Source organism: Actinoplanes auranticolor (genome assembly GCF_018332655.1).
Lineage (GTDB): Bacteria > Actinomycetota > Actinomycetes > Mycobacteriales > Micromonosporaceae > Actinoplanes > Actinoplanes auranticolor.
The window spans coordinates 1-12,496 of sequence record NZ_BOQL01000093.1 but is presented as its reverse complement, the minus strand read 5'-3'; the positions used below and the strand labels follow the sequence as shown (position 1 = coordinate 12,496).

Sequence of the window (12,496 nt, the reverse complement as noted above, 5' to 3'; positions counted from 1 at the left end):
GCCGGACGGTCAGCCGGTGGTGGCCGCCATCCGCTTACGCAGGCTCAGCGGTCGCATGTCGGTCCACACCCGGTCGATGTGGTCGAGGCACTCCTGGCGGGTGCCCTCGGCGCCCTCGGCCCGCCACCCTGCGGGCAGGTCCCGGTCGGCCCACCAGATGGAGTACTGCTCCTCGTCGTTGAGCACAACGAGATACCGCTGGGTGTCCTGTGATTCCTCGGGCATGGCTGCTCCTGAGCTCGAAATGTGTCGTGACGAGCCAGCCGTCAGTTTCCGGCCGACTCGTGGCAGCCTCGCGACCGGAGCAATACAGGGTCTATATCGGGGCTATCGGCGCACAGCACAGTGCCGGCCCGCAGGTTGACGGGGGGCAACCTGCGAGCCGGCGGTCTGGGGGATGCGGGTGGACGCCCACGCGTGCCGGATGAGGCTCCGGGCACCGACTTGAGGTGAGGCGTCCGCCGCGCCGGCTCAGGGACAGCGGCCGGTGCGGCGAACCGCGGGAGGTGGACCGGTCAGTGGACGGCGGTGGGGGCCGGTTCGCGGACCGGTTCCGCGATGGTGGTCGTCTCGATCCCGCCGGGGAGCCGGTCGAGCCACCGCGGCATCTCCCAGGCATGGCGACCGAGCATGGCCACGAAGGCGGGCAGCAGTACCCCGCGGACGACGGTGGCGTCGATGATGATCGCCGCCGCCATGCCGACTCCCAGCATCTTGTACTCGATGGCACTGAGCAGGACGAACACGGCGAACACGGCGATCATGACAACGGCCGCGCTGGTGACCACGCCGGCGCTGCGGGCGACACCGTCGATGACGGCCTGCCGCGGTTCCGCGCCGTTGGCCCACCGCTCCCGGACCCGGCTCAGGATGAAGATGTGATAGTCCATGCTGAGGCCGAAGAGCATGACGAACATGAACAACGGCAACCATCCGACCACCCCGCCGTACGGGGTGAAGTTGAACAGCCCGGTCAGGTGACCGCCCTGGAAGACCCAGGTCAGTACGCCGTACGCGGCGCCGATCGACAGCAGGTTGAGCAGGATCGAGATGATCGGGATGGTCAGTGACCGGAAGGTCACCACGAGCAGGAAGAACGCCAGTACGAGCACGAAGATGTAGACGAGCGGGGCGCGGCTGGTCATCTTCTGGGCGAAGTCCTGAGCCGTGGCGGTGCGCCCGCCGACGGCGAAGGAGACGTCATCGACCCTGCCGATGGTTTCCGGCAGGATCCGTTCCCGCAACTGGGCCAGCGCGTCCACCGACGTCCGGTCGGTGCCGGAGCCGGCCAGCGGCACCCGGATCACCAGGGCACGGTCGACCTTGACGACGGCGACCGGTCCGGCGATGGGCCCGCCCGGTTGGGTCGTCCGGGCCTTCAGCTCGTCGATCGCGTCGCGCACGGCCGGCGTGTCCACGCTGGTTCCGTCCGGGTTCCAGATCACCACCTGGGAGGGCGCGGCGACTCCGGGGAAGGCTTCCTGCATCCGGATCGCCGCGTCGACGGTGGGCACCGAACGCGGCAGACTGTTGATCACAGCCGGGTCCTGGGGGTGCATGCCGATCGCCGGTACGGTGAGGGCGAGCAGCCCGAGGACGGCGAGGCCACCCCATACGAGCGGGCGGCGTACCACGGCCTGCGCCACCGTCGTCCACACGCGTGATTCCCGGGCCTCGGTGCGCCGCCGCCCGAGGAACGGCACCTTCAGACTGTCCACCCGCCGTCCCAGCACGCCCAGCAGTGCGGGCAGCACGGTCACCGAGCCGAGGACGGTCAGCCCGACCACCAGGACGGTGCCGACGGTCAGGCCGCGGAACACGCCGATGCCGGTGAACAGCAGGCCGCTGAGGCAGAGCATGACGGTGATGCCGGAGGCGATCACGACGCGGCCGGAGGTGCGGGCGGTTATGCGCAGCGCTGTCTGCACATCACGGCCGGCGAGTCGCTCCTCGCGCTCTCGCCGCAGGTAGAACAGGCAGTAGTCGATGCCGACCGCCATGCCGATGAGGAGCACCATGGCGTTCACGGCGCTGTTGATCGGCAGCCAGTGATCGATGAGCTGCAGCAGTCCGAAGGTGGCGATCACCGCGGTGCCCGCCAGCACCAGCGGGATGGACGCGGCGATCAAGGAGCCGAAGACGATGAGCAGAATGACGAGGCTGATCGGTAGCGCCAGGACGTGAGAGGTCTGGAAGTCATCCTTGATGGAGTTGTCGACCGCGGCGGAGAGGCTGCGGTCGCCGGCCTGCACGACGCGGACACCGGGATGTCCCGCGGCCGTCGCGTCGACGGCCTGCACCGCGGCCTGGAAGTTCGCCTTGATCTGCTCCGGCTGGCCGGCGATCTGGAACGTCACCAGCGCCGAGCGGCCGTCGGCGGACACCAGATCGGAGCGGTCAGCGGCGAGGGGGGAGCCGATATCGGTGACCGCACCCGACGTCCCCTGCAGCGCCTGGACCAGGTCCTGGGCGGCGGCGCGCAGCTCGGGGTTCTCCCGGAAGCCGGCGCCGGCGCCGTCCTGGCTCTGGACGAGGACGCTCTCCCGGACGGGGTTGAAGCCGTCCTGCTGCATGAGGGCCCGGGTCGCGGTGCCGGCCTCGCCGGGGTCGATGTTGCGCGCGCCCTCGCCGGTGGCGAGGGCGCTCGACACGGCAGCGAGGGCCACCAGCAGGCACCAGCCGACGATGGCCTTGACGGGATGGTGGGCTGACCAGCTGACGACCCGCTCCACCAGGGCTGCGGCCTGCGGTCTGTCCTCGGCATTCCCCGGATCACTGTGCGAGGTTCCTTTGCGCAGCATGCAGTACTGTCCTTTCTCAGAGCAGAGCGTTACGAAGAGTTCGCCGCGAGGCGAGGTGGTGCCTGCCCGGGTCGTCGAGTGCCAGCTCGACGGCCCGTTCCTTCTCATCGGCTCGCCGCGGCGGACAAGCTCTCGTGGTGGTGCTACTCGACCTGCTTGAGTACGGTCTCGATGTCCTCGACCCGCGTTCGCAGACTGGCCAGGTGCAGGTTCATCTCGATCAACTGCTGCGAGATCGATTCCTGACCGGTTACCACCTTTTCAGCCAGTTTGCGGTATTCCATCTCCCGGCTCAGTGCCGCTCGGGCCCGCATCCACGCACCGACCTGTGTCAACACGACGGTGACCAGGGTGATCAGCAGAGCGAAGACGCCGATAGCACCGACAACCTCGGTCCAGTCGCTGCTGCTATCCATGACTCGATTCCCTTCTCGGTGTCACATCTTGAGCGTCGAGGCCGGTGAGCGTGACGGCCGCATCAGCGATGAGCTGCGGAGTCAGCTGGAAACCGAACGGGACGACCTCGTAGAACTTCAGCGCCTTGCCGTCCTCCGACAATTCGAGGTCCGACGAGACCAGGCCGACCGCCTCCAACTTGCGAAGGTGTACCTGCAGGAGAGCCCGGCTGATGCCGAGCTCGCGGGCAAGCTGGCTCACATAATTTCGGCCACCGACCAGAGCGGCAACGACCCGTATGCGGTGGGGGCTCGCGAGAGCCGCCAGGATCCGCACCAGCTCGTCGCCGCTGGGCGATGAGTCCGTCATAACAACACCCCGCACATGCCAAGAGACTTTAGCAGGTGCCCCGATGATTTGATACCCGGATGTCAGGTGGCCATCGGGGCGCCTGACGGCACAGACGGCCGAAGCGCATAACCCGATTGCGGGTGCCGCGTCGCGGGTGCGTGGAGCCTATTTCTGTCCAGATCAGACCCGGTTCGGTCACCGCGACCAGGGCCGGCCTCCGCGGTGCGGCTCGGCTATCGCCACCGCGATCCGACGTGGCCCGGTGAACGGCTCCCGGCCGTGGGCGGCGGTCATGTTGTCGACCACCAGAGGTCGTCGCGCCGCCAGTCGAAGCGCACCGTCGCCGCCCGATAGCAGGAGCGCAGATGATCCATCACATCCTCGGGGATCCGGCCGCCGTCGCCGTAGTACGTGTTCGTCGGCAGGTCCTCCTCGTCGAAGAGCTCGAGCAGCCCCTCGCGGATGTCCGGCGCCAGCGTCGTGACGTGACGTGACGTGAAAGAAGGTGGCGTGGTTGAACCAGACCGGCTCGCCGGTGTCCGGGTGGGTGTGCACCGCGTCCCGTACGGCAGTGGTGCGCAATGCATCGCCGTGCCACTGCGCCCGTAGCCCGGCCTGCGCGCAGTACGCTTCGACCCGACTCTTGTCGTCGGTGTTGAACGCCTGCTGCCACGCCGCGCCGACCCGGGGATGGAAGTTGCGCACGACCATCCATCGGCGACGGGCGAACTCCTCCCGGACGGCCGGGTCGATGCGGCGTACACCTCGCGGATGTCGGCCAGCGGCGTGGCGCCCAGCGTGTCCGGCGGATTGACACAGTAGAAGAACAGTGTCCGCGGCCAGGCGGCCTGGTAGGAGTTCTCGTTGTGCAGGAAGATCTCCTCGTCCGCCGGGGTAGTCGGTGGAGGTGTAGACGCGACCCTCGATCGTGCTGCGCGGCGACGAGCGCTCCTCGTACGCCGGCAGATCGCCGGACAGCGCGCGCACCGCGGCGTCCATGCCGGGCACGCCGCCGACCGCGAAGCCGCGGAACAGCACTGCGCCGTGGGGCACCAGTTGCTCGGGGAACTCCGTCCGTTGCGCGCTCAGCAGATCCTGCCGGCCGTGGTCCGGCCCGTCCGCCCGGACCACGGCCGGCAGATGGTTCTCGGTCTCTGTTCGCGGGCTCACCCCCGCGCTCCTCTCGGGTCCGACATCACGGCCGTGGACTGCCTTCTCCGGCGGGTTTCCATCGGTTTCTCCCTCGAAGTACGGACTGTCATCGAGAGAGGATGCGATCGAGTTCTATAGCTTTTCCACATACGCGGCTTCCGTGACCGGCCGGGTCCGGCTGACCGGCGCCCAGCACCGCGATCCCCGGACCGGTGTACCTATAATCGCGCATACAGGGCATATAGATAACATATGTAAACACCGGTAAATCTGAGGCTCGAGTTATTCGCACCCGCTCGGGAGGCCACATGAGAGTCATTGGCGCCGGCTTCGGCCGCACCGGAACGACATCGACAAAGGCAGCGCTCGAACTGCTGGGCCTGGGACCGGTACACCACATGTCGGAGGTCAAAGCGAACCCGCCGCAGATACACGCCTGGCTGCGTGTCGCCCGCCACGGCGACCAGGGCTTGGACGCCGCCCTCACCGACGCGTTGGCCGGGTACCAGTCGTGCCTGGACTGGCCGGGCGCCGCCTACTGGAGAGAACTCGCCGGCTGTTACCCGGACGCGAAGGTGCTGCTCACGGTGCGGGACACCGAGCAGTGGCTCGACAGCATGGAGCAGACGATCTTCCGCAACGTCAGCCGCCGGCGGGGACTCATGTGGCACCTGAGGCCGGTGCTGAACAGTCTGCACAACCGGGATCACGGCGCGTTCCTGCGCATGACCCGCAAGGTGATCCTGGACCGCGTCTTCGATGGCGAGGCTTACGACCGGGCACGCATCCGCGAGGTGTACGAGCGCCATACGGCCGAGGTCGTCGCGGCCATCCCGGCGTCGCGGTTACTCGTCTACGACGTGGCACAGGGGTGGGAGACGCTATGTGCCTTCCTCGACGTACCCGTACCGGACGAGCCGTTTCCCCGGCTCAACGACCGCAAGGGATACCACAGCCCCAACCATGAGTTCGGACATCGATTGCTGCGCCGCTCGTAGGCAGACCCGCACCGCCCGGTCAACAGACGAGGCGGCGCGGGCCGGGCGTCCGGATCGCCGTGGAGCTCAGCCGTGGCGGCTGAGCTCCACGAAGAAGTCCGGCACCGCGGTGAGCTCCCCGGCGGCCGCGATCCGGTCGTAGACGAACCGGGCCACGGCCAGGTCCAGCACTCCGAGGCCGAACGGCGAGAAGATCACCGGGCGCGACGCCACCGGCTCGACGACGCCGTCGAGCACCTCGACCAGCGTGCCGGCCACGAAGTCCCGGTTGCCGTCCTGCTCCTGCGTGAGATGCAGCGAGGTGCCCGCCTTCAGGCAGTGCTCCACGTCGTCGACGACGTTGACCGCGCCGCGTATCACCGCCGGTGCGAGGTCTCGCAGCGACAAGTGCAGAACCAGGGGTGCGTGATCGAACAGGGCCCGATCGTGAACATGCGGTTCCCCGGCCACCGTCGCGAAGACGATGAGGTCGCTTGCTCGCAGCAGATCCTCGGAGCTCTCATACTGCCGTACGGCGGAATCACCGGTACGCCGCAGAAACCCCGCGAAGCCCTCATGCGCGGCCGGCTGCTTGTCATGGAGACCGATCTCCTCGAACGAGAAGCCGGCTGCTCGCAGGTATGTGTGAACGTAGCGCGCGATCAGGCCGGTGCCCACATACCCGACTCTGGTGGGCCGCGGGCCACGCCGGTCGGCGATCGCCGCGGCGGCCAGAGCCGCCGACGCCGCGGTCCGGGAGGCACTGATGATCGAGCTCTCCAGGCAGGCGAACGGATAGCCGGTGCGCGTGTCGTTCAGGATCACGACGGCGGAGGCCCGCGGCAGGCCGTCCGCCACGTTCCCCGGAAAGCTCGAGATCCACTTGATGCCGTGCACGTCCACATCCCCGCCGACCGAGGCGGGCAGAGCGATGATCCGTTCCGCGGGCCGGTCGGGAAAGCGCAGGAAGTAGGAGTCCGGATTGACGGTGCCGCCGGCGGCATGCGTACGGTACGTACGCTCCACCAGGTCGATCAGATCCTTCGCGGTGCCGTCCAGGACGGTGCGCACCTGGGCGCCTGAGATCACACTGAACGTGGGCCGGCCCGCTGCTGGGGTCATCGCAGTCTCCTTCGGGTGCCATCCTCAACGGTCGGCACTGAGCATCCGATTCTGTTCGTGACGAAGGGTCTCCTCGGCGTCGATCTCGACCCGCGCCATCGCGGCACGCAGAATCGGCGGGCCCATCAGCGATGTGACGATCGCAATGAGGACGATCACCGTGTACATCGCCGTGCTGAGGACACCCAGCCGGATGCCGACCATCGCCACGACGACCTCCACCACTCCGCGCGCGTTCATACCGGCACCCAGGGCCAGCGCTTCCCAGCGGTTGAGCCGGCAGATCCGGGCGCCGACGAACGCGCCCGCGAACTTGCCCACGATCGCGATCAGCAACAGCACCAAGCCGGCGAACAGCACCTGGTGATCGGCCAGCGCGGTGAGATTCATCCGCAGCCCGGCGATCGCGAAGAACACCGGGGCCAGCACGAACGTGACCACCCCCCGCAACGAGGCGAGCCGCTCGATCACTTCGGGCCCCGCCGACGCCACCAGCATCCCGGCGACGAGTGCGCCGAAGATCGCCTCCAGACCCAGCAGGTTGGTCACCGCACTGAACAACAGCACGATCGCCACGGCGGCGGCCATGGTCACCGGGGAGTCACCAGAGCGGAGCGTACGGCGCAGAATGAACCGTACGGCGAGACGGCCGGGACCGGCGGCGATCGCGATGAACAGCACCAGGTGCAGCACCGACCGCAGCACGCCCGCCGTGTGCAGGCCCACCGTCGCCATGGCTGTCACGAGCGACAGGCCCAGCCATCCCAGGACGTCGTCGATCGTGCCGCTCATCAGGATCAGCTGGCCGATGTTGCGGTGCATCAGTTTCAGATCCATCAACGTCTTCGCGATGACAGGGATGGCGGATACACACATCGCGACACCCAGGAAAAGCGCGAAGACGATGCGCTCGGTGCCCTGCATGATCAGCGTCGCCGGCAGCAGCAGACCGGCTCCGATGCCCAGCCCCAGCGGGATCACCAGACCGGGCAGGCTCACGCCGACCGCGGTGGCGGCCCGCCGGCGAACGAGCCGCAGGTCGAGTTGCATACCGGTGATACCCACCAGCAGCACGACGCCGACCTGCCCCACCGCGTCCAGCAGATGCCATTGTTCCGGCTGGTGCGGGAAGAGCCAGTCGGCCGCCGACGGAGCGATCCAGAAGAACAGGGACGGACCGACGATCAACCCGGCCAGCAGCTCGCCCACGATCGGCGGCAGCGACAGCCGCACCGCGAGACGGCCGAGCAGCAATGCCATGCCGAGCAGGACCGCGATCTGGAAGAACAACAGCGACAGTGCGGAACCGCCCAACGGAGGCAGGGGAAGCGCTGAGGCCAATGCCATGGAAACCTGCCTATCAGGGCTCGGGAACGTCGTCGTGGAATACGCCGTCGAGGAAGATCAGTGGTGACCGGGCCTGGTCGGACACCTCACAGCTGGTCACCTCGGCGACGATCAGGTCGTGATCGCCCACCGGGTGTACCGTCCGGAGCTCGCAGATGAAGTGCGCGACGCAGCCGGGTACGAGCGGGACCGCTCGCCCCGGGCCGACGGCCGAGAGCACGAGCCCCACCGGGTGGCCGGACCGATCCCACCCGGCGAAGTGACGGGCGTAATCCTGTTGCACCGAACTGAGCACGCTCACGCCGAAGGTCGCGCAATGGTCCACTGCCGCCCGCATCCGTCCGTCCGGGCGCACGGCGATCCCGATCAGCGGAGGTCGCAACGACAGTGTCACGAACGAATTCGCCGTCAGCGCGTGTGAATCGACGCCATCGTGAACCGCGACGACGGTCACCCCGGTGGCGAAGCGGCGGGCGGCATGCCGCAGCACGGCACCAGCCGTGGCGTCGATGGTCGTCGCGGGCGCGTGAGGGCCGACGGCGGCCATCAGTCCGACATGGCGACGAGGATTCGGCGCGGCCCGGTGAAGGGCCGCCGGCCGTGTCCGACCAGGACGTTGTCGATGACCATGAGGTCGCCGGTACGCCAGTCGACGTCGACCGCCGCGGCGAGCCCCCGGTCCCGGATCTGCAGGACGTAGTCCGCGGGGATCGGCGACCCGTCGGCGAACGTGACAGCCTGGGGCAGCTCGTCCTCCGGCAGGATCTGGTAGAGCGCGGCGGCCGTCTCATCGCCCAGCCCCGCGGCGTGCCACTGGTCGGCCTGGTTGAACCAGACCTCAGCCCCGGTCCGCGGATGGCGCGTGGTCGACGGACGTACCTGGCTCACCCGAAGGCCGCCGTCGGGTCGCCATTCCCACCGGGCGCCGGTCTCCGCCAGGAACGCCTCCACGTCGCCGCGCTCGGTGGTCTCGAACGTGTCCTGCCAGCTCTTGCCGAGCCCTCGACCTCCGTGCAGGTTCTGGGTGTACCGGACCCCACCGGCGAACGCGGCCCGTAGCTCGGCGTCCAACGACTCGAGCCACCGCACACCGTCCACGACCGGCGTCGCGCCACCCGTCTCGGGAGCCCGCTCGCAGAAGAACATCAACCGCGCCGGCCACTGGTGCGCGTACGACATCTCGTTGTGCATCGAAATGGTGTATTCCGGCGGATACTCCGTCGAGGTATACAGATTCTGGCCCACCTTGCTGCGTGGTGAGTTGCCGTGCACGTAGGCGAGCCGACGGGGCAGCAACAGATCGATCACCGCGTTGATCTCGTCGGCGGAGACTCCGAAGTCCCGGAAGACCACGGCTTTCTCCCGGTCCAGCAGATCTTGCAGACTGTCGAGCTCTTTCAGGAACGCGAGCAGCCCAGTTGGACTGGATTCGGCACCACTGCTGCCCGGATCGACCACGAACGGCGCCCAGGGCTGGTTGTCGGCCATCTAGCTTCCCCCTCGAGTGGACTGCCGTCACAGTCAGGGATCTGCCTATATTTCTTCGGTACTACGACTATCCGGCTACCCGCCGGCATCCCCACTGCCCGCCCCGGCCGGCTTGGTACAGCGGACACGCTGCTGCGGCCATCGGCAGAGCCTGCGCGACTGGGAGTTCGTCGCGTTGCAACGCCGCCTCGGCGGGCTCACCGACGCCGAGGCCGCCGGCCAGTTGTGTACCGAGTTCCTCGACCAGCTGTGCTCCGCCGAACGTGACGTCGCCTTCTACGCCTACTGGGTGATCAGCTGCCGGCGCGAGCAGCTTCGAGTTGGGCTCGTTCGAGGCGGTTCCTCGGGGCAGGCGGTGGTGAAGAGCCACTCGAGGCCTTCGGGGGCTCCCCGCGTGTCGTCGGCGGCCCGTGCCGTGATGTCGTCCAGTAGCCGGTGGATCAGCAGCGCGAGTGCGCCGGGCCGTTGCCGGAGTACCCCCATCCGAGTCCCCACCTTGGGTCCTGCGGTGCCGGGTAGACGGTGCCGTCAGCGGTCCGGATCCAGATCGGGTCGTCGAGCACGAGCTCGGCCAGCGGCGACGTCGTGGGAAGCCACTGGCTCATGGCGATCCGGATGCGGGCGCCGTCCTTGCTGGTGATGCGGATGGCTGGGGCGTCGGTGGCCGGGTCTACCAATGTTTCGGCGTCCGGCGGTGCTTCGAGGAACCGGGATGCGGCCGTGCGGGTGAGGCGTGAGGCGGGCGATGACCTCGTCGCTGATCGGGTCGCCGGCCACGAGGTCGACCGGCGCCCCGAAGGGGCAGTCCCGGCCGCCGTCCCAGCGCACCAGCTGCTCCACGCAGGCGTCGGCGAGCACGTCGGCGCGCCCGAGGATCTCCAGCCATCCCGCTCGGCGTACCGTCTCCGCCAGCTCATCGAGATCAGCGCGGGGCACCGGTATCGGTCGGGCCGCGATCACCACCGTGCTGTCGAGCGTCATGCTTTCGACGCTGGCGATCATCTGGGCAGCGGCCTGCGATTCTCGCCACGTCACCGTTCGGAAGAGCCGGACGAGCACCTGCGCGGCCGGATGATCGCTGTCGTAGAGGGCGGCCAGGCGCAGCAGCACGTCCAGGTCCATCTCGGGGTCTACGGCCAGTGCCTGCACGGTGGGCCGGCCCGGTTGCCACGCGTCGATCAATCGGCGTTGCTGCAGCGGGATCGTCCAGTACGGCAACGGCTGACCCAACGCCTCGGCCAGCTGATCCCAGGCCGCCTCCGGCCCGTCCGCGACACCTGGAACAGATACAGGACGTAGCGCGGGCCCGCCGACGCCGAGACGCGGCATGGCCCGCAGCCCGGCACCGACGTCGAGTTCACGAAGGTGGTCCCCCAGCTCGGCGTCGGCGATCGGCGGCCCGTCATAGGTGTTCCAGACCAGTTCGATGACACCCGTTCGTGCCAGGTATTCGGCCTGCTCTTGAAACCATGCCCGACCGAATCCGCGGTCCGCCGGGATGTCGAAGTCAGCGCTCATGAGCCTCACGATGCCAACCTTGTCGGCATGGGCGCAGACTCCCCGGCGACCTTGGGGGCGCACACCACCTACGGCATCCTAGGATATTCAGTGTCCACGTCATGCCACTCTCACCTGCAACTCCTGCGCCCGCTCCGTCGCCGCGCTCGCACCGTAGCGCCGCGGCATGTCCTCCGACGCCCACCCTCGCAACAGCATCAGGTCGCCGGTGTTGCCGCCGGCCCGGTGCCATTCGTGAGCGAAATTTGCGCGCCACCGGTGCGCGTGCGTATTCGTCACGCCGGTGGCTGCGCCGCGACGCTTGAGCATCGGCTTGACGCCGTTGGGCGACAACGGCTTACCGCCTCTCTCGGCCATCCACAGCTGCGGCACCTCGGCGGCCCCCTTTAGAGCCCCTTTCGTGTCTGACGACGTCACCGGGATCGAGCCTCGCCGCTTGTAGACCCTTGACTCGGCAGGTGACGAGAGATGCCCCTGCTGAAGCTCGACTGACTGTGCGACGGCCTGGAGAAGGGCGACGGGGCCGGCGTTCTGCGCGACTGGGACCGTGCCCTGCGGGCCGGAATCACCCGCTACAACTACTTTCTGGCCGCCGCCCAATTGGCGAAGTATCTGGCCACGGAATCACCGGACCCGGACGCCGATGACGCCGGGCAGGATCCGACTTTGGTGACCAAGGCGCACATCGAATCGTTCCGGGCGTGGATGATCGAGACCCGGTCGGCGTCGACCGCTTTGAACAAGCACAAGAGCCTCTACCAGTTCTTCAGGTACCTCCTCGAGGACGAGGAGATCGACCGATCCCCGATGGAGCGGGTGAAGCACCGCAGACCCCGCACCAGCTGGCGCCGATCATGGGCGACGGCGGCACGAAGAAGCTGCTCGACGGCATCAAGGGCAAGACGTTCATGGCGTTGCGGGACGAGGCGCTGATCCGGCTGTACTACAACACCGGTGCCCGGCTGTCGGAGATCGGGAATCTGTTGCTGACCGATCTGGACATGAATGCCGAGTCGGTGCACCTGCACGGCAAAGGCTCCCAAAGACCGTCGGGCGCGGTTCGGCCCGAAGACGTCCCGGGCGATCGCCCGGTAGCTGCGAGCCCGAGCGAAGCGTAAGAGCTCCTAACACGATCTGCTGAATCGATGTTGATCAGCGTCACGACGTGAAGATCCATCTCGTTCGCTGGTCGTGGCCAGGCCGTGGGATGTTGATGACCAGTTGTGGGCGTTGATCGAGCCGGTGTTGCCACCGTGGCCAGAGAAAGCACCAGGGCCGAAGCCGATCCCGGACCGATCCTGCCTGCAAGGCATCCTGTTCGTACTGCACACCGGGATCGGCTGG

General features: G+C 67.9%; 15 protein-coding genes and 1 pseudogene. 5 read left to right on the top strand and 11 right to left on the bottom strand.

The annotated features are described in order from the left end of the window. Nucleotides 1-9: 9 nt before the first annotated feature. The 5 genes and pseudogenes from Aau02nite_RS44310 to Aau02nite_RS44290 form a co-directional block, all read right to left on the bottom strand. Complete coding sequence (locus Aau02nite_RS44310) at nt 10-225, bottom strand: MbtH family protein (protein WP_212994707.1); 216 nt, start codon at nt 223-225, stop codon at nt 10-12. A gap of 290 nt (nt 226-515) precedes the next feature. Further along, complete coding sequence (locus Aau02nite_RS44305) at nt 516-2,801, bottom strand: MMPL family transporter (protein WP_212994706.1); 2,286 nt, start codon at nt 2,799-2,801, stop codon at nt 516-518. Nucleotides 2,802-2,944: 143 nt separating this feature from the next. Next, entirely contained in the window at nt 2,945-3,217 is a 273-nt protein-coding gene (locus tag Aau02nite_RS44300) for a hypothetical protein (protein ID WP_212994705.1), read from the bottom strand. Beyond that, a complete protein-coding gene (locus Aau02nite_RS44295) occupies nt 3,210-3,566 on the bottom strand; it encodes an ArsR/SmtB family transcription factor (RefSeq protein ID WP_212994704.1) in 357 nt (118 codons plus the stop codon). The genes Aau02nite_RS44300 and Aau02nite_RS44295 overlap by 8 nt, the downstream gene beginning before the upstream one ends. A gap of 272 nt (nt 3,567-3,838) precedes the next feature. Continuing rightward, nucleotides 3,839-4,586: pseudogene (locus Aau02nite_RS44290) on the bottom strand (TauD/TfdA family dioxygenase). A gap of 422 nt (nt 4,587-5,008) precedes the next feature. On the opposite strand from Aau02nite_RS44290, the gene Aau02nite_RS44285 reads away from it, so the two are divergent. Next, on the top strand, nt 5,009-5,698 hold the full coding sequence (locus tag Aau02nite_RS44285) for a sulfotransferase family protein (protein WP_212994702.1): 690 nt from the start codon (nt 5,009-5,011) through the stop codon (nt 5,696-5,698). A 66-nt stretch (nt 5,699-5,764) separates the two neighbouring features. Here Aau02nite_RS44285 and sbnB read toward each other — a convergent pair whose 3' ends face one another. From sbnB to Aau02nite_RS44265, 4 genes are read right to left on the bottom strand one after another with little or no spacing between them, the layout of a single operon-like run. Beyond that, on the bottom strand, nt 5,765-6,799 hold the full coding sequence (gene sbnB / locus Aau02nite_RS44280; RefSeq protein WP_212994701.1) for a 2,3-diaminopropionate biosynthesis protein SbnB: 1,035 nt from the start codon (nt 6,797-6,799) through the stop codon (nt 5,765-5,767). 24 nt (nt 6,800-6,823) lie between these two features. Further along, nucleotides 6,824-8,113, bottom strand: a complete 1,290-nt coding sequence (locus Aau02nite_RS44275; protein ID WP_246595906.1) for a cation:proton antiporter — start codon at nt 8,111-8,113, stop codon at nt 6,824-6,826. A gap of 46 nt (nt 8,114-8,159) precedes the next feature. Beyond that, on the bottom strand, nt 8,160-8,693 hold the full coding sequence (locus tag Aau02nite_RS44270; protein ID WP_212994700.1) for a flavin reductase family protein: 534 nt from the start codon (nt 8,691-8,693) through the stop codon (nt 8,160-8,162). Next, nucleotides 8,693-9,634: a TauD/TfdA family dioxygenase gene (locus tag Aau02nite_RS44265; protein WP_212994699.1), complete on the bottom strand. Its 942-nt coding sequence runs from the start codon at nt 9,632-9,634 to the stop codon at nt 8,693-8,695. The genes Aau02nite_RS44270 and Aau02nite_RS44265 overlap by 1 nt, the downstream gene beginning before the upstream one ends. A 16-nt stretch (nt 9,635-9,650) precedes the next feature. On the opposite strand from Aau02nite_RS44265, the gene Aau02nite_RS48195 reads away from it, so the two are divergent. Next, complete coding sequence (locus Aau02nite_RS48195; protein WP_498368222.1) at nt 9,651-10,274, top strand: DUF8757 domain-containing protein; 624 nt, start codon at nt 9,651-9,653, stop codon at nt 10,272-10,274. On the opposite strand, the gene Aau02nite_RS44260 is transcribed toward Aau02nite_RS48195, so the two are convergent. Together Aau02nite_RS44260 and Aau02nite_RS44255 are read right to left on the bottom strand one after the other, a co-directional pair. Then, nucleotides 10,163-11,152 (bottom strand): hypothetical protein, encoded by a 990-nt coding sequence (locus Aau02nite_RS44260; RefSeq protein ID WP_212994698.1) that lies wholly within the window; start codon nt 11,150-11,152, stop codon nt 10,163-10,165. The genes Aau02nite_RS48195 and Aau02nite_RS44260 overlap by 112 nt on opposite strands. Before the next feature lie 99 nt (nt 11,153-11,251). Continuing rightward, nucleotides 11,252-11,524: a site-specific integrase gene (locus tag Aau02nite_RS44255; RefSeq protein ID WP_212994697.1), complete on the bottom strand. Its 273-nt coding sequence runs from the start codon at nt 11,522-11,524 to the stop codon at nt 11,252-11,254. Between the two features lie 228 nt (nt 11,525-11,752). Between Aau02nite_RS44255 and Aau02nite_RS47140 the strand changes: the two genes are divergently transcribed. The 3 genes from Aau02nite_RS47140 to Aau02nite_RS44245 form a co-directional block, all read left to right on the top strand. Next, entirely contained in the window at nt 11,753-12,085 is a 333-nt protein-coding gene (locus Aau02nite_RS47140) for a phage integrase N-terminal SAM-like domain-containing protein (protein ID WP_246595905.1), read from the top strand. Beyond that, nucleotides 12,007-12,270: a tyrosine-type recombinase/integrase gene (locus Aau02nite_RS47135; protein ID WP_307857986.1), complete on the top strand. Its 264-nt coding sequence runs from the start codon at nt 12,007-12,009 to the stop codon at nt 12,268-12,270. Before Aau02nite_RS47140 ends, Aau02nite_RS47135 begins: the two co-directional genes overlap by 79 nt. Before the next feature lie 73 nt (nt 12,271-12,343). Next, a partial coding sequence (locus Aau02nite_RS44245) for a transposase (RefSeq protein ID WP_246595908.1) occupies nt 12,344-12,496 on the top strand: 153 nt, incomplete at its 3' end.

Excerpts from the sequence above, each read along its gene's own strand:
- Aau02nite_RS44310 (WP_212994707.1), bottom strand. The coding sequence starts at position 225 with ATGCCCGAGGAATCACAGGACACCCAGCGGTATCTCGTTGTGCTCAAC.
- Aau02nite_RS44305 (WP_212994706.1), bottom strand. The coding sequence starts at position 2,801 with ATGCTGCGCAAAGGAACCTCGCACAGTGATCCGGGGAATGCCGAGGAC.
- Aau02nite_RS44300 (WP_212994705.1), bottom strand. The coding sequence starts at position 3,217 with ATGGATAGCAGCAGCGACTGGACCGAGGTTGTCGGTGCTATCGGCGTC.
- Aau02nite_RS44295 (WP_212994704.1), bottom strand. The coding sequence starts at position 3,566 with ATGACGGACTCATCGCCCAGCGGCGACGAGCTGGTGCGGATCCTGGCG.
- Aau02nite_RS44285 (WP_212994702.1), top strand. The coding sequence starts at position 5,009 with ATGAGAGTCATTGGCGCCGGCTTCGGCCGCACCGGAACGACATCGACA.
- sbnB (WP_212994701.1), bottom strand. The coding sequence starts at position 6,799 with ATGACCCCAGCAGCGGGCCGGCCCACGTTCAGTGTGATCTCAGGCGCC.
- Aau02nite_RS44270 (WP_212994700.1), bottom strand. The coding sequence starts at position 8,693 with ATGGCCGCCGTCGGCCCTCACGCGCCCGCGACGACCATCGACGCCACG.
- Aau02nite_RS44265 (WP_212994699.1), bottom strand. The coding sequence starts at position 9,634 with ATGGCCGACAACCAGCCCTGGGCGCCGTTCGTGGTCGATCCGGGCAGC.
- Aau02nite_RS44260 (WP_212994698.1), bottom strand. The coding sequence starts at position 11,152 with ATGAGCGCTGACTTCGACATCCCGGCGGACCGCGGATTCGGTCGGGCA.
- Aau02nite_RS47135 (WP_307857986.1), top strand. The coding sequence starts at position 12,007 with ATGGGCGACGGCGGCACGAAGAAGCTGCTCGACGGCATCAAGGGCAAG.